Raw genomic sequence first — 18,442 nt, forward strand, 5'->3', positions numbered from 1 at the left:
TCAGCCGCCACTCATTCTCAAATTTATTTCCGCTGCCGCGCTGTAGGCGTCACGGGCAGTGACGGCGGCGGTGTACATCTCAGTGATTCCTTCAACCATTGCGGCAGCCCCGGTTGCCCATTCTCGGTAGGCTTCCTCCTGGGCGGTGGCAGCGGCTCCCCGCCAGTTTTGTTGGATGGTGGCGATTCGGTGGTTGAGTCCGTCGAGACTTTCGGTAAGGAACCCAATGAATCCAAGGGCGCGGGTCACGAGCTGGTCCAACTCATCGATATCGAACGTGAAGTCCCGGAAGTCGTCGGCCATCACATATTCAGCTCCGGTAGGTCTAGCGAATTAAAACTCGTTGCATTGGAAATATCGCTGCCAGCAATGGTCTTGCTTGCTACGCCAAGAAGTCCGCCCATGGCCGCGAGCGCATCCAGTACGGTGGCAGCGCCCTCCTTGGCTACCGTCCAGCCTTCACCGAATGCGTCTGCTGCCGACCCCTTCCAATTGTCGAGGACGCTCGAAACCTCGCGGTCGAGCGAATTCAACCCGTTCATCAGAGAACTAGCGACTTGCTCGACGTAGACGCCCGCATCGGTCACCTCGTCCGGAACAATCGCGAAATCTGTTCCGGGCGAACCCTGCTCGGTTGACACACGACCCCCCTCCTCCAGACATCAGGAAGACCTTAGCCACGACCGATCCCAAACGCAATGGCATCAACCCTGCCGGCAGTCAGTTGGACCTCGTGGTCGCGCGGATAGGCAACTCGCGTGCAGCCATGTGCCGAACGGCTTGGATAACGAGCCCGTCTGAACACATTCTCGACCGCCGTCATGGCTTATCCTCCTACGCGAAGTTTCCTGGTCAGCAGAACGCTCGAGACGGCCTCCCAGGAGCGCAGTCCAGCTTCTCGCTAGACGCGAGCGTCGGCACTGCACACCCTCGTCTCCGCGATCCTCTGCCCTGTCTCCGGAGCACAGAGCCTGCACGACGGTGGCTGTGGCTCGGTTCGCTGCTGAAAGTATCGACAGCTCAGAGGTTCGGGCTTGCTGGTGGTGGGGTCGCTGGGATCGTGGCGGGATTGTGGGTTGGGGTTCTGTTGTTGCGGCGGTGGGTATCTCGATTCGATCGTAGGGGCAGCCCGGCGGGGCCCGGCCCTACGAGGGCGAGAGCCGGAGAGCGGGTCGGCAAAGGCACTCGGTGAGTCAACCCGAGGGGCCGCCGCCCTGGGCGGATCGGAGTGTGCAAACCGTCCAATCAGTCACATGTGGTCGATAATCTCCGTAACGTTGTTGAGCCGCAATGGTGTTGGAGGGGTGCGATGGTAGAACAGCTCGACGTAGGCAATGCCAAGCTCAATGTAGGCAACGCCAAGGAGGGCATCGGCAGGACCGTCGACGGTATCGGCAAGGCGGCGCGGACCGCTTCATCACAGTTCGCCGGGCAGGTCGGCAACGTCAAGGACGCTGCCAGAGGCAGGGTCGAGAAGCTGACTGCGAAAGGGCCGGACCCCTACGAAGTGGCCGTAGCGGAATACAACCGCGTCTTCACGGCGATGGCCGACAGGGGCCTGTCTCTGTTGCGTCAGCGCGAACGTTCGACCGACCTGATCGAGCTGGTCGAGCAGTTGGTGAACAGCATCGCCAACATCCCGAAATCATTCGATACCGACTTCGACGAGATCGAGGTACATCGGAAACGGTTCTCGAGCGCGGAGGATTTCGCTCAGAAAGAGCTGGAAGCGGCGCGGTTGTCGGCTGCAGGCGCCGGCGCCGGGTTCGCGGCGGGCACCGCGGTAGCGGGCCTGGCTCCGTCGGCGGCGATGTGGGTCGCCACCACCTTCGGGACAGCGTCGACCGGCACCGCGATCTCGACCCTTTCCGGGGCGGCGGCCAGCCAGGCAGCACTGGCGTGGCTCGGTGGCGGCGCGCTGGCCGCTGGTGGCGGCGGCACTGCGGCAGGCACCACACTGCTCGCGCTTGCCGGCCCGATCGGCTGGACAATCGCGGGCGCAACCCTGCTCGCGTCGATCGCCCTGTTCGCGAAGAAGAAGTTCGAGAATCGAGAGGCGAAGCACGCAGCGCTGACTGCGATAAAGCGCAACACCGCCCTCGTCGAAGGCATGGACGCTCAGATCGAGGACCTCCTCCAGCGGACGACCTCGCTGCGCGAAGGGCTGGTGAAGAGTTACAGCGAAGCCTTGGTGCACTTCCGCGCCGATTTCCACGCGCTCGCCCCTACCGAGCGGTCGACACTCGCCACGTTGGTGAACAACACGAAGTCGTGCGCGAGCATGCTGAGCATGCGCATCGAACAGGATGCCGATAGTGCGTGACGCTGCCGAGTTCGTCACGGGCGCCCAAGAGCAGGCCGTTGCCTCCTGGGTGAGCTATCTCAACCAGCTCCGCATAGACAACCTTCTGAGCGCGCTCAGCCAGCAAGACGAGCACCTTCGGGACGCGCTCACCAGCGTCGATGAAGCCGTCAAGAAGATCGACCTCGAGGTGGTCGCCGCCAACCGCGGCGGACAGCATGGCATGCACGGCTTCATCGCCGAGATCGCCGAGGTCGGGATCGGCAACGCCCGAAACCAGATCCTCGGCCACGAGGCCGTCTACCAGTGGGTCAACGACAACGGGCCCGTCGACCTGATGCGCGGAAGTGTCCAGATCCAGCAGAAATTCGTCGCAGCAGGTGGCCGCTTCTCACTGGGCGCGATCGCCGAGCACCTCCAGAAGTATCCCGAATACGTGCGCAACGGTGGGAAATACCAGATCCCCCGTGATCACTTCGAGGTGATCCAGCGGCTACATGCCTTGTCGCCCGAGGAAGCGAGCAAGCTACTGTCACGCAGCGGCGACGGACCTTCCCTCAGAGACTGGCAGCGGGTCCAGGCCTTCTTCCAAACCAGATCGGTCGGCTTCGATTCGCTCGAGCCCTCGACGCTCGAGTACAACGAAGTGCAGCGCGATGCCTACACCTCGACCATGGCGGCCGAAAAGGGCTCGCTCCACGCCACGAACCGGTCCCTGCGCGACGATGCCTACCAGCACAGCCGTCCGACACTGCGAGAAGGAGGCACAGCCGCACTCACGGCCGCCGCGACCGCGGGCGCGACCGCATTCGTACTGGCCGTGGTCGCCAAGCGTCGGGAAGGCAAGCGGCTCAGTGAATTCAGCGAGCGCGACTGGATCGACCTCGCAGGCGAGACCGGCTCGGGTTTCGGCAAGGGCGGCGTCCGAGGACTGAGCATCTACGCGCTCACCAATTTCACGGCGACCTCCGCAGCCGTCGCCAGCTCGATCGTCACCACATCCTTCAGCATCGCAGAACAAGCGAACAAGCTGCGCCGAGGCCAGATCGACGAACTCGAGTTCATCGAGAACTCCGAACTCATCGCCTTGGAGGCCGCAGTACGCGCGCTGGCCTCTTGCGTCGGCCAGGCGACCATCCCCATCCCGGTCCTCGGCGCCGTCATCGGCACCACGGTCGGCACTGTGCTGTACAAGGCCGCCGCATCGTTGTTGACGAAGCGAGAGGCGGCGCTGATTCAGCGCTACCTCGACCAGCAACGCACACTCGACGAACAACTCGCCGCGGAATACCAGGCCACACTGGAAAAGCTGGACCAGAGCATGTCGGACTATCTCGGGCTGCTCGAACGAGCCTTCTCACCCGACGTGCAAGTCGCGCTCACCGGATCGGTCGAACTAGCGACGGAACTCGGCGTGGCTTCGGACGAGATCCTCGATTCCGACGAGAAACTCGACGCCTATTTCCTCGACTAACGAGAGGAAGGCCACAGCCGACACGGCAACCTATCCACCTCTAGACGCAACGAAGCCCCCGCGAGTTCGCGGGGGCTTCGTCATCTCAGTCGCGGTACTCCCCACCCTCCGGGCGCCATCCCGCCGGCATGTGCTGGCGCGCGTATTCGACCATGATGCGGATCGGTTCGGGTCGCCGGTCTTCGTCACCAGCCCTTCGTCGACCGCCTGCTCGTCGAGCGCGGTGATTTCCTCCTCCGTCACGCGGAGGCCGATCATCGGGCGCCGCGGCCCTGTCCTAGGCATGGTTGCGGCGCCGGTCGTGGCAGATCAGCAGTGCGGCGGTGATCGACCAGACCGCGAGATAGCCGGCGGCGCGGATGGGGTGCCAGTTGTCGAGAAGCAGGAGGACGCCGAGTGTGGCGAGGATCGCGAGTATGGCGGCGGTGGTTACCCGGATTTTCATGTCGGGTTCCTTTGTTCGATGGGGGTCGTTCAACAACTCGCGAGGGTGGGACACTTGGTGGTTGGCGGACCGGGTAGTTACGAGCTATCCGGTCCGCCTCCCTATCGGCTACTGCTTCCTGTGTCTACCACGCTTTCGGTGTTTGCCCTTGTGGGACTTGGCCGCTCGCCTAGCGTTCCGAGACGTCGAAGGATTCGAATAGCTTCACCGGATCGACCCCCAGTCGCACCGCCCCGATGTACAGGTCGCACAGGGTCTCGTGACCGGCGGCGTGTTCACCGTCGTCGCCGAGATCGCACATCCGTTCGGAGAAGCCCGTGCAGGGCGGTGGGGGTGTGGCCCAGGTGTTCGCGGACGGTGCGGGTCAGGTGTGCCTGGTCGGCGAAGCCGAGGTGTGCGGCGAGGTCGGCGAGGCCGGTTTCTCCGTCGGTGATCCGGTCGAGAGCCTGCCCGACTCGTATCCGGTTGCGGTAGCGGGTCAGCGACACTCCCATGTGCTGGGAGAACACGCGGCTCAGCCGATACGGCGAGACCTTCAGCAATGCGGCCAGGGGGCGCAGCCCGGCCGACTCCGGTGCCCCGTCGATGATCGCGTCGCGGGCCGCGGTGACCAGCATTCGGTCGGCGGGCCGCGGCCGTGGGATCGGCTGTTCGGCGGCGAGTGCGACGAGCCGGACCAATTCCTCGGTCACCGCGTAGTCGATATCGCCGCCCGCGGCAGCGGTCAGCATGCGGCGGTGCGCGAGTTCGATACGCGCATCGACGTAGATCGCGCGCGGGCTTACCGCTCCTTCCAGAAGGCCGGGCTCGATGGTTACCGCGGTGCAGACGTCACCGCCGGCGGGGTGGGAGAAAGCTTCCTCTTCACCCGGTGCGCCGATGTAGCCGACGGTGCGGTCCAGGTCGGCGAGTTCGCCGTCGGCTTGTCGCCGGAACCGGCCTCGGCGCACGAGCACGAGCCGATGGTCGTCGCGGGCTTCCGGAGCCGAGAAGTGGGTGTGGTCGGAGCGGCAGTTCACGGTGGTGATGGTGAACTCCGGCCGGGCGGCGAGGGTCGTGGCGGACAGCACCCACGGGACCGTACGCCCGGAGTACGACAAGAAACTGCCCGCAAAAATCTTCAAGACCTGCGCGGGTTCGGGCACGGATGCTGAGACGGCAACACCGACTACACCAGGGAGATAACGAGATATGACCGTCCACGCGAGCCTGGCCGCGATCATCATCGACTGTGCCGCACCGAAGGTAATGGCGGAGTTCTATCGCGAGGTCACTGGCTGGAAGATCACTCATGTCGACGATGATTCGGCCTACCTCGGTGAGGGCCCGATCCAGCTCGCATTCCAACGAGTCGAGGGATACCAGGGTCCCGGCTGGCCCGATTCCGGTAAGCACGCCCACCTCGACTTCACGGTCGCCGATGTACCGGCCGAGACCGAGCGGCTGCGCACGTTGGGCGCGACGATACCCGATTTCCAGCCGGGGCAGGGACAGTGGACGGTTCTCGCCGATCCCGAAGGCCATTTGCTCTGCCTCGCTGCGGCCTGATCAGGAGGATTCCATGGCATCCATTCACAAAGAATTCGTCGTCGACGCCACCCCGGAGCAGGTCTGGGATGTGCTCGCCGATTTCGGCGCGGTGCATGAGCGTCTCGCCCCGGGCTTCGTCATCGATACTCGCCTCGACGCCGACACTCGAATAGTCACGTTCGCCGACGGCACCATCGTCGCCGAACGACTCGTCGACCTCGATCCGGCGAGCAGGCGAGTCGCCTACTCGGTCGTCGGCGGGCATCTTCACCCCGCCCATCACCACGCCTCGATGCAGGCCCTGCCCGCTGAGAACGGCAAAACCCTGTTCATCTGGCACACCGACGTCCTGCCAGAGGCGCTCGCCACACCGATTGCCGAATTCGTCGACCAGGGATCAACCGTCATACATCGGGCACTGGAGACGGCAGCAACCGCAGACCAGCGATAGCGGCGTCGCCACCGACCGAGACGTGCAGGCGGAAATTCGGGTCAGCTTCCGACCGCTACGGGGTCTATCTTCTCTGCTATCGACAACGAAAGGACCGAGACGCTCGAACAACCCAGTGCAGCACCGGAGGGTTACAACACCGTTTCTCCCTGGGTCGTCACCGAGAACACCGGAGCGTTCCTCATCAAGCGGTGCCTCGGTGCGCCTCGAGGGCTATGCACCCGACGCCCAAGCAATCGTGTCAGCGCTCTTCGAAAATCCGGTCACCGGCAAATCGCCCGGCCTGACCCGACAGGGACGACAAATCCCGGCGTACGAGCGCCTCCATACGGTGTAAGCGGAAGTACCAACAACGCCCCACAAACAGCTACGCGAGGCACGACTCATGGCATCAACATCTTGACCAGCCAGTTCCTGCCAGAAGGTCGACGTAAGACATCGCTGCCCGATCGTCGACACCAGCTTGTATGTGCTGGTGACCGGATGTGCGTGCGGTTGTTGCCACACGATCTGGCGCGGTCGCAGGCATCGGTGGCCGCGCCGACTCGCAGGCTGTGCCCGCGCACCTATCCGACTTCATCCATGAGAGAACGAGTTCGATGACCCGCGCGATCTGGCGGTTCGACGGCGGTCGGTCCAGGGGCCACTAGGACCACCGCAGAATCCATACCGGCGGTGTTCCAGCCACTGGCCGGGAGCGGCTGGCCATTGTGGGGGCTGCGCTGGCGACGTTTCTGATCGCCAGTCGGCGGCACGATCACCGGTGAGCGTAAAGGTGCACGGTTGTCTAGAGACCGCACCTCCGCAGGTGAAGCTCACTTTCAGCGAACCGATTCAGCCGAGCTTCGCCGCACTCACTGTCACCCGGCCTGACGGGCAGCGTTGGGAGCGCAGTGAACCGAAGGTGAACAACCGTGATGTCTCGGTCGATCTCGACGGCCGCGGTCCTGCGGCGCCTTCACCGTCGCATTCCGGGTCATCCGCCGACGTGGCTAGGCGTCGGGTCGTAGCCAGCGGGCCGCCTGACCGTTGCGGGATCAGGCGATCTTTTTTCCCCCGCCCCGCCATTGCCGAAGACTTTCTCCCAGTGCCCTCCGGCCGCTTCGGAGGGGTCGTCTATCCATCCTCGAGGTTCGCGAAGAAGTTCCCTACCTGCTGTTCGAAGCCTCCGAAGGTGGATGCAACGCCGCGATAGAGATTCCGCGGGTCTTGGCCGAGTTTGTAGAGGTAGGTGGTCGCCTGTTGCCAGAGCCCGGTCTCGAAATCGGACACCGCGGAAAACACTTGCATGATGACCTCCCGCCAGTCCTGGTGCTGTTGACCCAGGACCTCGAGGTTCGTGACCAGCACGTCCATCGCCTGGTGGAATCGCGAGAGATTCTCTTCTATCTGTTGATCGACGAGGTTGGTGAAGTCCGTCGGGCTCATGCCGCCGTCCGCGCACCGTTCGGCAGCCGGTGCGACAGTTGCCACATTGTCGGCGAGCTGGTCTTCGGTAGGACGCCTGCTGTATGTGTCGAGGACTTGCAGGACCGGGCTGGGAATTTGATCGAGTTGCGCTCGGGTGAGGTAACCGGGCAGTTGGTATGCCGGTGGCGCGTCGTGACCGGCTGCGACCGCTTCCATGCCTGCCCTGCACTGGGCACCGATCGCGTCGATGAATGCCTGGAACTCCCTTGTCGAGAGCAACCCGGGGGTAGTAGGTGTGGCCTTTCACTCGTTGCGGGTGAACTCTGCCGGCACCCGCAAGTGCAACAGTGTCTATGACTGGCGCGCAACCGATGGCGACGAGACGTCGGGCGCGTCGACGGTCGTACTAGTGGATCGTCGATCGCGACATTCCCACCAGTCGAGTAACCGAGAAGGTGGTTTCATAAGGACAGTTGAGGATCGCGCGCCTGGGGGACCTGCTCAGCTGTCTTCGCCCCGCAGGTGCCTCGGACGCTGCCCACGGGGCGGACAGCATCCAGGACCCTCGTGATTGCCTTGGACGATCAACTCGCGAATGAACACCGCCCGTGCCGCGAACAGATGCAACACCAGACGCCCGCCCACAGCGGTGGCCAAGGCTCCGTGCAGGGACCGGAGTCCGGCGCCGCGGCTGCGCCAGACCGGCCACGATCGGCCGAGCGCGGAGAGAGGTATAGCGAGTGTTGCTCGCCTCTGCCGCTCGTGTCGTACGCGGGTGCGGCCGGACTGCGAGTTTCGCCTGGTCGGCGGTCGAGTGCGCGCGTGCGGTGCGCAGGGCGTCTGCGCAACGCCGCAGGGCGTGGGGAACCAGATCCGAGGTCGGTAGCCGGTTAATGTCTGGTCCGGACATCAGGCAAGCAGGAACGATCAAGGAGACGCATGTTCGCTCGATATCGTCTGGCCGGAGTTGTTGTTCTCGCAAGCGTGTCGCTCGGGGTGGTCGCGTTCGCCGCTCCGGGCGTCGCAGCGCCGCCCAGTAGCGCAACCGCGGCCGCCGTCATCACCTGCACCGAGCAGGGCACCGTGCACTGGGCCGGCTCGGGGTTGGGCGCGATACCGTCGAGGATCGAGTGGACGGCCACCACCCGCTTCACCGACTGTATGGGGTCTGCCGTCGACGAGGGGAAGCCGTACCCGGTGAGCATGGACGAGCAGGGCTTCGAAGTCGCCTCGTGTGATGGGAAAGTCAGCGTCCACCAGGGCACCGGGACCATCACCTGGTCCGATGGCAGCACCAGCACGATCAGCAGCGCAGCCGCGGGCAATCAGAGCAAATCCAAGGGCTCGGGTCCGGCCTTGTTCCCGATCGTGATCACATCGGGCACCTACGCGGGACATACCGCCTCCGACGACAACACCGTGAGCACCGCGCAGTCCTGCCCCGGCGTCACCGAAGCAAAGCTCACCGGCACGTTCACCGTCGACTGAACCAAGATAGGTGCGAACGTCGCCGAAGGGTGCTTCGGCGGCACACGCCACGCAGTGTCCCGCTCCGCTGCACCAAGTTTTGACGGTGCTGGATGGTTGGCTGCGCGTCTGTTTACCGCTGCGTCTCACGCAACGACTCCTCGGCGACGCTCGAACCGGGTTGGCAATCGGGCCGAATTCGAGACCGCCGGGCTCTGTAGGCGGCGGTGGCCTGATCACCCGGTCTCGGGCGACACCGCCTCGGTGTGGTGACCGCGTCCGAGGCTGTGTCGTGCGATGTTCGCGTGTTCGGCTAGCAGCGCCCACGCCGCGGCGACATGCTCGCGCCGGGTGGCAGTGCCGCCGATGGCCAGCCGAAGTGCGAATGCGCCACGAACCTTGGTGTGCGACAGCAACACCCGTCCGGTCGCGTTGACCGCATCGAGCAGTTCCCGATTCGCCGAATCGTCGCCGCGCAACCGGAAACAGATCAGCGACAGCGGATGCGGAGCCAGCACTTCGAAGCGCTCATCCGCTCCGACCCAGGAGGCGAACTGCTGGGCCAGTGCCACACTGTGCCGAATATGCTCCCGCAACCCGGCCGCGCCGTACCAGCGGATCACCGCCCACAGCTTCAACGCCCGGAACCGACGCCCCAGCGGCACCTGCCAATCCCGGTAGTCCACTACCACACCCGATTCGCTGGCGCCGTTGCGCAGGTATTCCGGCAGCACCGACAGCGCCCCGGTCAGAGCTCCGCGATCGGCGACGTAGCAGGCGTCGAAGTCCAAGGCCGTGAGCAGCCATTTGTGCGGATTGGTCGCATACGAATCGGCGAACTCGGCCACGCCGGCATGGATCCACCGCAACTCGGGGCAGATCGCCGCGACGCCCGCATACGCCGCGTCCACATGCAGCCAGGCGCCGTACTCGCGACAGACCGGGCCGATGAGTTCCACCGGATCGATCGCACCGGTAGAGGTAGTACCCACCGTCGCCATCACCAGCACGGGAGTGAACCCCGCTCGCGCGTCGTGTTCCATCGCGGCACGAAGTGCCTGCGGGTCCATTGACAGGTCGGCGCGGGTCTGGATGAAGCGCACCGCCGAGGCGCCGATACCGGTGATGCGCGCGGTCTTCTCGAAGCCGCAGTTGGCCTCGGTGGAGGTGTAGACGACGTAGCGGCCACGGTCGATACCGTCGCGTGCCACCTGCCCGCCGGAGGCCCGGTGCAACGCCGCGAGCATCGTGACCAGCATCGCGGTGGAGGCACTGTCCTGAACGACCCCGCCGCCGGTGCCGGCGAAGGTGAAGCGTTCGGGCAGGCCGATCAGCCCGGCGAGCCAATCGAGGACATGCTGTTCCAACTCGGTACAGGCCGGGCTGGTCTGCCAGAGCATCCCCTGCACACCCAATCCCGAGGCCAGCAGATCGGCCAGCGCCGCCGGACCCGACGCGCCCGTCGGGAAGTAGGCGAAGAAACCAGGATGCTGCCAATGAGTCAGCCCGGGCACGATGACGCGATCCATATCATCGAGCAGGTCGGGAAACGGCTCGCCCAATTCCGGTGGCGACGAAGGCAGTTGCGCACGCACCGCACCGGGCGGCAGCGTCGACAACACCGGCAGCGACTCCACCCGCTCCCAGTAGTCGGCCACCCAATCCACCACCGCGCGGCCGTGTTCCCGAAACTCCGCCGCGGTCATATGCCGAGGCGGCGCATCGTCGAGGGGCTGCGCGCCTGGGGCGCTGGATGCGCCCATATCCCAGTGGGTATGCAGCTCTGGAGGGGTGCTCGCCACAGGCAAAGGGTAGATGTCGGCACACCGATCAGTGCCGATGCGGCGGCAAAGCGTGTCGCTCGGACGAATCAAGCGGCGAGACCACTGCCGGAATGAGAAATGTGCCGCGCCGGGCGCCATGAATGCTTCAGTCGGTTCTTCGCTGCATGTCAGCGGCGGCCCAGTCGTCGAGCTGGCAGCTTGGGGATCTGGTAGGGGGCTCCGCCGGAACATCCAATGGAGTTGCGGTCGAGGACCTGGGGGTAGCGGTATCTGTTACCTGCGGGGTAGCGGTATCCGTATGGGTGGCTTCCAGCCGAACAGAGACCACTGACGGTCCAGCTCCGCTGATGTGCTGGCAATCCGGGTGCTGTTAACGATCGTGTCACCCGGTACACGAAGCCCGGTTTGGCCAGGTAGCCGCCCGGGTCACTCCGGTTCGGGCGTCGGTGTGAGGTAGCGGTGCAGTGATGTCTTCGGGATACCGGTCTTGCTCGGGATCTCGCCGAGGCTGTTTCCCTGTTCACGGAGCAGCCGGGTGTAGTCGATCTTGTCGTCGGGCCAGGCGGTGGCCGGCGGAGTCGAGTCTGCGCTGTCGATGAGGTCGTTGGCTTCATCCAATGTGCTGCGGCATTGGCGGGCGTCGCCTCGTTCGGCTTGGGCCTCGGCGGCCATGTGCAGGGCGTAGACGGTCAGCAGTCGGTCTCGGGATTGGGTGGCCCACCAGTGGGCGGCTGCGGCGTGGTCGACTCCGAGTCCTGGGTCTCCGCCGCGGGTCGCAGCGAGGGAGGCGTTGCACAGCACGAGAGCGGTCAGCGCCGGGTCGGCGGCGGCGTCGGCCGCTGTGCGTGCGACTTCGTAGTGGTCGGCTGCTGCGCGCGTGTCGCCGGAGTCGTATGCCTGCCAGCCGATCACCCGCGCCAGCGAGGCTCGGATAGCGTGGAGGCGGGGTTTGAGTTCGGAGGGACAGTCCGGGAGCAGAGTTTCTACAAGTTCGGCCTGTCCGTGCCGGATCGCGGCCGACTCGAATCAGAAGCCTGCCGTCAGTTGGTAGTCGACTTCGATCACCAGCCGACCATGCGAAAACCGCAGGTCGTCCACGTTCCCACGTTCGATGTGCCCGCCGTGGGCACGACGAACATGGGAACGGTAAACCGATCCGGGCGGACGCACCGCAAATCGTCAGATCAAATACGCACCCGCTATGACCAGGCGTTTTACAGTTGCCCATGTTCTGCGTGTCCTGCCGAGGGCACGAACCTGGGACAACGATTTCCGCAGGTCAGGACGTTTTTCGGGTCAGCATGCTCCCACGCGATGCCGCCGCAGGACGCAACCCCAGGTGAGATGTCGCAGGTTCGACTCCTGAGGTCGCGAACCTGCGAATGCACTTCGCCCGGTGGACCAAGTGATCTACAGCATGCAGGAAGCCGAGCAGCGGTCTCGCTGCCCCGTGAGTTCGCTGGCACCGTCAGCCAGCGGGGACCACATCACCGTTCCATTGACCTCACGGATTCACCGAAATTGGTGGCAGTGTGCCGGAAACGAAGAAGGGGGCCCCGAACTGCGATAATCCTGTTTGCTGAAGACAGAATTTCGTAAGTGAGGAGCACTCTCTGGTGCGGAAGTCTATCTCGCCGTAACCGGCATTGGCCTGGACGGTGACAGATCAAGATGTCGGATTCACTGAAGCTCGACGACTACGACGAGCACATCCGGACCGTCCGACTGCCGACGTCGGCCGAACCTCGGTCCGTCCATCCGCTTTGGCTGAAGAAGCCGGAGAGGCAGTATTTCGTCGGACACGACAGGGGCTGCTACGACCATATGGGGGGATCCGCGTTCCATAAACTGGATGCATGTCTCGTGCGAAGTCATCTCAGACCGGTCAGTCCTCGCCTGCTTGGACTGCGGGCCTGGGGCAGAAACTGCGCGCGCTGCGCGATGCCCGCAAGGTCTCGCTGGCTGCGGTCAGCGAGGTGACCGGAATCTCGGCCTCTTTTCTCTCTCTGCTCGAGCAGGGGCGCACGGATGTCAGCCTGGGACGGCTACTTCCGCTCCTCGGGTACTACGGGGTCGAGCTGTCCGATGTGCTGCCGGGTCCCGCGGAGCCGGCCGACCGTGTCGTACGTAGCGGTGCGCGTCCTGTAGCTTTCTCGGCGGCCACAGGGATCGAAGTCTTTCTCGCAACGCGGGATCGGGGAAGGACCTTCGTACCCCTGGTGGTGGAGTTCAGCGCGGATTCGACGATGAGCGATTGGTCTCGTCACGCGGGGGAAGAGTTCTTGTTCGTGCTCGAGGGCCGTCTCGAACTGGACCTGATCGGCACTGCTCCGGTCATTCTCGACTGTGGTGACTCTCTGTTCATTGGCGAGCGGCGCGGGCATCGCCTAGCGGCGCTCGACGGGAAGCCGGCGCGGGCGCTCATCGTAACCACACGAACCGGACAGATATGACCGAACATTCGATGTGTTGACGACCACGTTCGATCTATAGGATAATCGGAGCGTCGAGTCTACAGCTGCCCTTCCCTTCGAAACGAGAAGCTCCGATGGCCATAATCCCTCTCAATCCACCAGAACTGCCCGCTCTCACCGGCGTGATATCGCACGGCGTGAAGCTCCCCGACGTCGGGTTGGTCTACACAGCGGGGCAAGTAGCCTGGGACGCGGAGGGCAATGTCGTCGGCGATGATCTGGCCGAGCAGTTCCGCAAGGCGTACGAGAACATCGACAGAGTCCTGGAGGCCGGGGGCACCTCCCGCGACAAGATCGTGAAGGAAACCATCTTTCTCCCCGGCTACACCACCGATCAAGCCGAAGCTCTGATCGGGCACCTCGTGGAAGCTCGCACAGGTCATCCAGCGCCGCCCGCCAGTACCGCGGTCGGCGTGGAGTCCCTCTACGCGGACGGCTTCCTCGTCGAAATCGAAGTTGTGGCGGTCATCTGACATGACACAAATAGTTCTGCTCCATGGGTCGTGGTTGGGTAGTTGGGCATGGTCGGAGGTGGCGTCCCGGCTGGCTGAGAACGGGCATCCTGTCCTCGCGCCGGACTTCAGCTCGAGTGGAGGTATGAATACCCACAGGGGCGAGTTGACCGGCATGATCGACTCGGGCGAGATCGAAACAGGTGCCATCCTGGTCGCCCACAGCTATGCCGGAATGCCGGCGACGGCCGCCACGGTCGACCGTCCCGGCGCGATCGCCAAGATCATCTACCTGGACGCCTATGTACCTCGCGGCGAACAGTGCGCCTTCGATATACTCCCCGATCTCAGGGCAGCTTTTGAGGCCATGGCCACCGAAGATGGTTACGTACTACCACTGCCTCTCACAGCCTTTGGCATCAGCGATCCGGAAATGGCGGCCTGGATCGAGTCCAAACTTCGCCCGTGGCCGTTGGCCACGCACACCGAAACGGCGCCCGGTGTGCCCGAATCGGTCGAGACCGCGTTCATCCAGCTTGCCGCGGGCCACTTCTTCGATGTGCTCGCGACCGAACTCGACGACGCGGGTTGGACCGTCGAACGCGCCGACTTGGCGCATCTGGCGCCGTTGACCCACCCGGCAGAGACCGCTGAGTTGCTTTTACAACACTGCCGAGAGGTCGGGACCCGACACGACTTTGTGACCGACAGGAGATGATCGTGACATCCACCGAGCCCCGAGACCTGACGACGGCGATTCGGCCCCAATTGGCTGATCAGCTCAGCGGCTTGGCATGGTCGGCCCGCGAACTGACAGCGCTGACATGTCGAATACTGGCCGCCGAGCAGCACTGCTTCGCGTTGGCGGGGCAAGTGACCAGCCGAGCGGACAACGGAAGCTTCTGGACGGTGCCGTGGAGCCCGGCCTTCGATGCCATGACGGTCAACGACGTCATTCGCGTCGATGACGACCTCAACACTCTCGAGGGTTCGGCACAACCCAATCCCGCCACCCGGTTTCATTACTGGGTGTACCGTGCACGTCCGGACGTGAACTGCATAATTCACACCCATCCACCCTATATCTCCGCGCTGTCGATGATCGGCCGTCCTCTGGTGATCTCGCATATGGACGCAACACCGCTCTATCAAGACGTGGCCTTCCTCCCCGATTGGCCAGGCGTTCCGGTCGCCGATCACGAAGGTGAGTTGATTTCCGAGGGCTTGGGCGACAAGCGGGCGATCCTGCTGGCTCATCACGGGATGCTTACCACGGGCCGCACGATCGAGGAGGCGACCGTCCTCGCGTTGATGCTCGAGCACGCCGCGAAAATGCAGGTGCGCGCCGAAGCCATCGGCGAGATCAGACCGATCCCTGAGCACTTGGCCCTGGAAGCGAAGGATTTCTTGTTGCAGCCGAGTGTCATCCAGGCCACATATCGCTCGTTCGCGGATCGTGTGTTGCGTACCGATCCCGATACACTTCGCGCAAGCTGAGACCGCAGCCCGTGGACCGAACTTGGCGGACTTCCCGCACGTGAAGAGGTTGCTGCTAGGACTGATCAGTTCGGGGGCCAGCGGTGTCGTCGTGTCGACGGAGGGTGTAATGCTCACCGCCGCCTACAACCGGCTGGCTCCCGAACACCCGTTTCCAGCAGCCTTTGATGGCGTTGCCGCGGCGACGAAATGGATTGCCTGACCTGACCACGGCTCGCCGATACCCGAGATGCAGCGGCGACAGCGCCGGCGGCGATCGCGCCGCCGCCTGTGCGGTCATGGTCCCGTCGGTACCGGTCGCGGCTGTGATGTGGGCCTTGTCTGCGGTCAACCTTCGCAGAGGCTACCCGTCGGAGACCAAATTCGGCACGGGCTCGGGGACGACAAGGGCACATACGGAGCGCTGCGCAGAGTCGCACGGCTGGTGTCCGGCCTGAGCACGCCCGACCGGCCGGAGCACCATTTCCGATACGACCCGGCCAAGTCGGACGCCTACGTGGCTACCACATTGTCCTTGCTCGGTGATCCGGCGGCGGAGTCCTACGCACAGCACGTCGTGGCGGACCTGTTGCGCTCCCCGACCGTCCGGCCGCGCCGGATCGCGTCGGCGAACGTGGACCTCGGCCTGGCCCTGGTCGCGGCCGACAAGCCGGAGGAAGCGGCGGATGTGGCCCTGGCTGCGGTGACCTCGGCGCGTCTGGTCCCGTCGAACTACTGACGTGTCTGAAGTAGTCGCGGGGATAGAGGGCCGGCGCGCACCGGACGCGGCCGTGGTGCGCGAAGCGTTCCGCGACACCTACCGGACAACGTTGCGATCCTGAGAATCAGCGACCATGCTACCGACCGAGGTGCGTTGGAGGCCGCCGGGCAGTGGCGGCTCGCGGGCGATACACCGGTCGGCTAGAGATCATCGGGTAGGGGCTTCGGACTGCCCGCCCTGGGCTTGGTTTACACCCAATCAGGATGTCTTGCTTTTCAGTAACTGGCTCAAAGCGTCGCCGCCGAGGACGACTCGGCCGCTTGGCCCCGATGGGATCACGAATTTACGCGGTCACCACGTTGAGCTCAGACAGCACGCCTTGGGGATCGTTGAGGTAGCGATATCCCTCCACTGGGAGATCGAACTGGCCGAGCACGTTCGCCACGGCATCGCGTTCCGCTTCAGTGACCGGGATCCGGCGCTTGACGAGAATGGCGCACAGCACGTCGACGAGCATCGCCCACTCACCCACGTCGCTATAGGTCCGGTAGCTGTCGACCAGGTCAGAAGGCAGGCGGTCGGCGACGCTCTCCAAAAGGTCTCGTGAGTCCTTGCTCATCTTGTTGAGCCGACGGTTACGAGCTTCAACAGCTTGCGGGTCTCGCTGACACTTTCGCGCTTCTCGTGCCGCCCTGTCCGAATTCATCGCTCTTTCAGCCTATTTGATCGGATCACTGTTTGCGTCGTTCCTGACTACAACCGCCGCCCAACATCCAGGCGACTGCCACGGGGAACATCGGCAGGACTTCCCCAGAGCCCGGGAGCCGATCGAGCGCGCTGGACGGCTTGCGGTTCCACCGCAGCGAGGGCGGCGCGCCGGCTCCTGCCACCGAGTGAGCACCCCCCACCGAACCAGGCTGGTCAAACGCGCATCGAGCGCGAAGAATCCTCGTGCAACAGCCGATCGGCCACCTCCTGTCCGGCACGCTCACTCACCCACGCCTGCAATCGGGTAGCGATCTCATCGAACGACATCCCGGTCAGACTGGTGTCCTGTGCCTCGACCAGCACATCGACGATCGCGCAGTACTGCGCGGCGAACCGAGACACCAAGTAGGCAGGCACCAATTCCTGACCCGGCAGATAAGCGGCCCACGGATCAATTCCCGTCGATTCGACCAGCTCATCCCCGTCACCCACCGGCCCAGGATAGTCCGGCGTGCCACGCCGGACGCAAGACCCACGAGCACCTCGATTCTCGTTGGGGGCGACAGCGCCGGTTCCCCGCCTTTGCTCTGTCGATCAGGCATGGCGGCGGCCCTCCCTTCCACAGTCCCGTGGACTGTGAATACCGCTACGGCACGGTGGCGATTCACCCGGACCAGGGCCACGGTGCCAACGCGCGATCCCACCGACTGCCTCACGTCGGTTTACCGCTCGTGGGAACTGACAAAACCAACCAAGTCAGTCAGGATGAGCGAGCCGCCGACTCTCTACCGCAGCGCTGGACGTCGAATGAACATCAACTGCGTCAGCGATATTCGTAACGGCTGACCTAGCGATGATTCGCCATCACCTCGACGATGTTCGCGCTCATACGGCTGGATGAGAGCCTGCGGCAACTGTTCCGGATGGAAACATCGCTTGTCTATTCGAAGGAGACTTCTGTGTTCGAACGAATTCGACTGCTGACCCTTACCGCGACAGCCGGTTGCGCCGCAGCCGCCGCGGTCGCGTTGGGGGCCGCGCCGGCCACCGCCGAGGTCGTCGACCCGTCGCCGTATGTCGTCGGCGACAGCGTGTATTTCAACGCCAACGGGCTCAACTGCTCCATCGGCCCCGACGGATCGGCCGGATGTGATGTCGCACCGCCCCAGGCGGTGATGTGGGTGTCGTTCAATGGGGCCCGCGGCCAGGGTATTCCGTGGCCATACGTGCCTGCGATCGTGGTCGACCACTCGGGCATGCCCGCGCACCCCGACTGGTCGGGGGGCAACAAGCACACGCTGCCCGGCGGCAACCCGGCATTGGTGGGCGCGCCGTTCAATCCGCCGACCATAACGTGGGGCGGCACCAATTGTTTCGCCACCTACTCGTTGCAGATGGGCTGCTCCGCCGAGGGCGGCGCGCACGGCTTCTACGCGGGCGGGGGGCAAAGCAACGGCTTCTGACAGCCGTCGTCGCACGCGCCGCCGCGGGCCGGCCAGGCGGCGCGTGCTCCGCTGTCGCGCAGCGAGGTGATCGTTCCAGCGGCGACCGAACTCGCTTCCTTGTGGGTGAAAGCGCACTTTCGAGCTGTTACGTGATCGCGACGTGCCCGGGTCCTTCCGACTCGAACGCAGTTCGGCAGCGTGCGGCGCGTCCATACGCGGAATGGACGCGGTCAGCAACAGTCGGCTGCTCGTCCATGTTCGCCTGCGAATCGTCGAGGGCGGCGGCCCGCACGGCGGCGCCGC

22 protein-coding genes are annotated in these 18,442 nt (G+C 64.4%); 13 read left to right on the top strand and 9 right to left on the bottom strand.

Annotated features, from left to right (window positions below; genetic code table 11):
- Together U3653_RS32040 and U3653_RS32045 are read right to left on the bottom strand one after the other, a co-directional pair.
- Positions 1-303 (bottom strand): WXG100 family type VII secretion target, encoded by a 303-nt coding sequence (locus U3653_RS32040; RefSeq protein ID WP_195083208.1) that lies wholly within the window; start codon positions 301-303, stop codon positions 1-3.
- Positions 303-641 (bottom strand): WXG100 family type VII secretion target, encoded by a 339-nt coding sequence (locus tag U3653_RS32045; RefSeq protein WP_195083209.1) that lies wholly within the window; start codon positions 639-641, stop codon positions 303-305. The genes U3653_RS32040 and U3653_RS32045 overlap by 1 nt, the downstream gene beginning before the upstream one ends.
- A 668-nt stretch (positions 642-1,309) precedes the next feature.
- Here U3653_RS32045 and U3653_RS32050 point away from each other — a divergent pair.
- Both U3653_RS32050 and U3653_RS32055 read left to right on the top strand, forming a co-directional pair.
- Positions 1,310-2,323 (top strand): hypothetical protein, encoded by a 1,014-nt coding sequence (locus tag U3653_RS32050; protein ID WP_195083210.1) that lies wholly within the window; start codon positions 1,310-1,312, stop codon positions 2,321-2,323.
- On the top strand, positions 2,307-3,776 hold the full coding sequence (locus U3653_RS32055) for a hypothetical protein (RefSeq protein ID WP_435406611.1): 1,470 nt from the start codon (positions 2,307-2,309) through the stop codon (positions 3,774-3,776). Before U3653_RS32050 ends, U3653_RS32055 begins: the two co-directional genes overlap by 17 nt.
- Positions 3,777-4,053: 277 nt before the next feature.
- On the opposite strand, the gene U3653_RS32060 is transcribed toward U3653_RS32055, so the two are convergent.
- On the bottom strand, positions 4,054-4,221 hold the full coding sequence (locus U3653_RS32060; protein WP_195083211.1) for a hypothetical protein: 168 nt from the start codon (positions 4,219-4,221) through the stop codon (positions 4,054-4,056).
- A gap of 275 nt (positions 4,222-4,496) precedes the next feature.
- Entirely contained in the window at positions 4,497-5,366 is an 870-nt protein-coding gene (locus U3653_RS32065; protein ID WP_323124708.1) for a helix-turn-helix transcriptional regulator, read from the bottom strand.
- A 46-nt stretch (positions 5,367-5,412) separates the two neighbouring features.
- On the opposite strand from U3653_RS32065, the gene U3653_RS32070 reads away from it, so the two are divergent.
- From U3653_RS32070 to U3653_RS33275, 3 genes are all read left to right on the top strand, one after another.
- Entirely contained in the window at positions 5,413-5,769 is a 357-nt protein-coding gene (locus U3653_RS32070) for a VOC family protein (RefSeq protein ID WP_195083212.1), read from the top strand.
- 13 nt (positions 5,770-5,782) lie between these two features.
- Positions 5,783-6,202, top strand: a complete 420-nt coding sequence (locus U3653_RS32075; RefSeq protein ID WP_195083213.1) for an SRPBCC family protein — start codon at positions 5,783-5,785, stop codon at positions 6,200-6,202.
- A 775-nt stretch (positions 6,203-6,977) separates the two neighbouring features.
- Positions 6,978-7,397 (top strand): copper resistance CopC family protein, encoded by a 420-nt coding sequence (locus U3653_RS33275; RefSeq protein WP_353963131.1) that lies wholly within the window; start codon positions 6,978-6,980, stop codon positions 7,395-7,397.
- Here U3653_RS33275 and U3653_RS32080 read toward each other — a convergent pair.
- Complete coding sequence (locus tag U3653_RS32080) at positions 7,319-7,891, bottom strand: hypothetical protein (protein WP_195083215.1); 573 nt, start codon at positions 7,889-7,891, stop codon at positions 7,319-7,321. The two genes, U3653_RS33275 and U3653_RS32080, sit on opposite strands and share 79 nt — an antisense overlap.
- A gap of 660 nt (positions 7,892-8,551) precedes the next feature.
- On the opposite strand from U3653_RS32080, the gene U3653_RS32085 reads away from it, so the two are divergent.
- The gene (locus U3653_RS32085; RefSeq protein ID WP_195083216.1) at positions 8,552-9,100 is read left to right on the top strand and encodes a hypothetical protein; all 549 of its coding nucleotides are present in this window, start codon (positions 8,552-8,554) and stop codon (positions 9,098-9,100) included.
- A gap of 215 nt (positions 9,101-9,315) precedes the next feature.
- Here U3653_RS32085 and U3653_RS32090 read toward each other — a convergent pair whose 3' ends face one another.
- A complete protein-coding gene (locus U3653_RS32090; RefSeq protein WP_323124710.1) occupies positions 9,316-11,001 on the bottom strand; it encodes an aminotransferase class V-fold PLP-dependent enzyme in 1,686 nt (561 codons plus the stop codon).
- 288 nt (positions 11,002-11,289) lie between these two features.
- Positions 11,290-11,874: an NsdA family TPR-like regulatory protein gene (locus U3653_RS32095; protein WP_494338312.1), complete on the bottom strand. Its 585-nt coding sequence runs from the start codon at positions 11,872-11,874 to the stop codon at positions 11,290-11,292.
- 845 nt (positions 11,875-12,719) lie between these two features.
- On the opposite strand from U3653_RS32095, the gene U3653_RS32100 reads away from it, so the two are divergent.
- The 6 genes from U3653_RS32100 to U3653_RS32125 all read left to right on the top strand — a co-directional run bounded on the left by U3653_RS32100 (position 12,720) and on the right by U3653_RS32125 (position 16,004).
- The gene (locus tag U3653_RS32100) at positions 12,720-13,316 is read left to right on the top strand and encodes a helix-turn-helix domain-containing protein (protein ID WP_195083217.1); all 597 of its coding nucleotides are present in this window, start codon (positions 12,720-12,722) and stop codon (positions 13,314-13,316) included.
- A gap of 95 nt (positions 13,317-13,411) precedes the next feature.
- Entirely contained in the window at positions 13,412-13,810 is a 399-nt protein-coding gene (locus U3653_RS32105; protein WP_195083218.1) for a RidA family protein, read from the top strand.
- 1 nt (position 13,811) lies between these two features.
- A complete protein-coding gene (locus tag U3653_RS32110) occupies positions 13,812-14,507 on the top strand; it encodes an alpha/beta fold hydrolase (protein WP_323124712.1) in 696 nt (231 codons plus the stop codon).
- Between the two features lie 2 nt (positions 14,508-14,509).
- A complete protein-coding gene (locus tag U3653_RS32115) occupies positions 14,510-15,286 on the top strand; it encodes an aldolase (RefSeq protein WP_323124713.1) in 777 nt (258 codons plus the stop codon).
- A 109-nt stretch (positions 15,287-15,395) separates the two neighbouring features.
- Positions 15,396-15,488: an alpha/beta hydrolase fold domain-containing protein gene (locus U3653_RS32120; RefSeq protein ID WP_195083221.1), complete on the top strand. Its 93-nt coding sequence runs from the start codon at positions 15,396-15,398 to the stop codon at positions 15,486-15,488.
- Between the two features lie 222 nt (positions 15,489-15,710).
- Positions 15,711-16,004: a hypothetical protein gene (locus U3653_RS32125; protein WP_323124714.1), complete on the top strand. Its 294-nt coding sequence runs from the start codon at positions 15,711-15,713 to the stop codon at positions 16,002-16,004.
- A gap of 325 nt (positions 16,005-16,329) precedes the next feature.
- Here U3653_RS32125 and U3653_RS32130 read toward each other — a convergent pair whose 3' ends face one another.
- Complete coding sequence (locus U3653_RS32130; RefSeq protein ID WP_195083222.1) at positions 16,330-16,605, bottom strand: MafI family immunity protein; 276 nt, start codon at positions 16,603-16,605, stop codon at positions 16,330-16,332.
- Between the two features lie 302 nt (positions 16,606-16,907).
- Positions 16,908-17,186, bottom strand: a complete 279-nt coding sequence (locus U3653_RS32135; protein ID WP_195083223.1) for a hypothetical protein — start codon at positions 17,184-17,186, stop codon at positions 16,908-16,910.
- A gap of 383 nt (positions 17,187-17,569) precedes the next feature.
- On the opposite strand from U3653_RS32135, the gene U3653_RS32140 reads away from it, so the two are divergent.
- Positions 17,570-18,157, top strand: coding sequence for a hypothetical protein (locus U3653_RS32140; protein ID WP_195083224.1), 588 nt, complete (start codon positions 17,570-17,572; stop codon positions 18,155-18,157).
- Positions 18,158-18,442: the final 285 nt, after the last annotated feature.

Origin of the sequence: Nocardia implantans, assembly GCF_035544775.1 — a bacterium.
Lineage (GTDB): Bacteria > Actinomycetota > Actinomycetes > Mycobacteriales > Mycobacteriaceae > Nocardia > Nocardia implantans.

Bases quoted from the DNA above. Each gene is read 5' to 3' on its own strand.
- U3653_RS32140 (WP_195083224.1), top strand. From the start codon at position 17,570: ATGTTCGCGCTCATACGGCTGGATGAGAGCCTGCGGCAACTGTTCCGG.
- U3653_RS32110 (WP_323124712.1), top strand. From the start codon at position 13,812: ATGACACAAATAGTTCTGCTCCATGGGTCGTGGTTGGGTAGTTGGGCA.
- U3653_RS32060 (WP_195083211.1), bottom strand. From the start codon at position 4,221: ATGAAAATCCGGGTAACCACCGCCGCCATACTCGCGATCCTCGCCACA.
- U3653_RS32120 (WP_195083221.1), top strand. From the start codon at position 15,396: ATGCTCACCGCCGCCTACAACCGGCTGGCTCCCGAACACCCGTTTCCA.
- U3653_RS32055 (WP_435406611.1), top strand. From the start codon at position 2,307: ATGCCGATAGTGCGTGACGCTGCCGAGTTCGTCACGGGCGCCCAAGAG.
- U3653_RS32040 (WP_195083208.1), bottom strand. From the start codon at position 303: ATGGCCGACGACTTCCGGGACTTCACGTTCGATATCGATGAGTTGGAC.
- U3653_RS32105 (WP_195083218.1), top strand. From the start codon at position 13,412: ATGGCCATAATCCCTCTCAATCCACCAGAACTGCCCGCTCTCACCGGC.
- U3653_RS32130 (WP_195083222.1), bottom strand. From the start codon at position 16,605: ATGAGCAAGGACTCACGAGACCTTTTGGAGAGCGTCGCCGACCGCCTG.
- U3653_RS32085 (WP_195083216.1), top strand. From the start codon at position 8,552: ATGTTCGCTCGATATCGTCTGGCCGGAGTTGTTGTTCTCGCAAGCGTG.
- U3653_RS32090 (WP_323124710.1), bottom strand. From the start codon at position 11,001: ATGGCGCCCGGCGCGGCACATTTCTCATTCCGGCAGTGGTCTCGCCGC.
- U3653_RS32075 (WP_195083213.1), top strand. From the start codon at position 5,783: ATGGCATCCATTCACAAAGAATTCGTCGTCGACGCCACCCCGGAGCAG.
- U3653_RS32070 (WP_195083212.1), top strand. From the start codon at position 5,413: ATGACCGTCCACGCGAGCCTGGCCGCGATCATCATCGACTGTGCCGCA.
- U3653_RS32050 (WP_195083210.1), top strand. From the start codon at position 1,310: ATGGTAGAACAGCTCGACGTAGGCAATGCCAAGCTCAATGTAGGCAAC.
- U3653_RS32100 (WP_195083217.1), top strand. From the start codon at position 12,720: ATGTCTCGTGCGAAGTCATCTCAGACCGGTCAGTCCTCGCCTGCTTGG.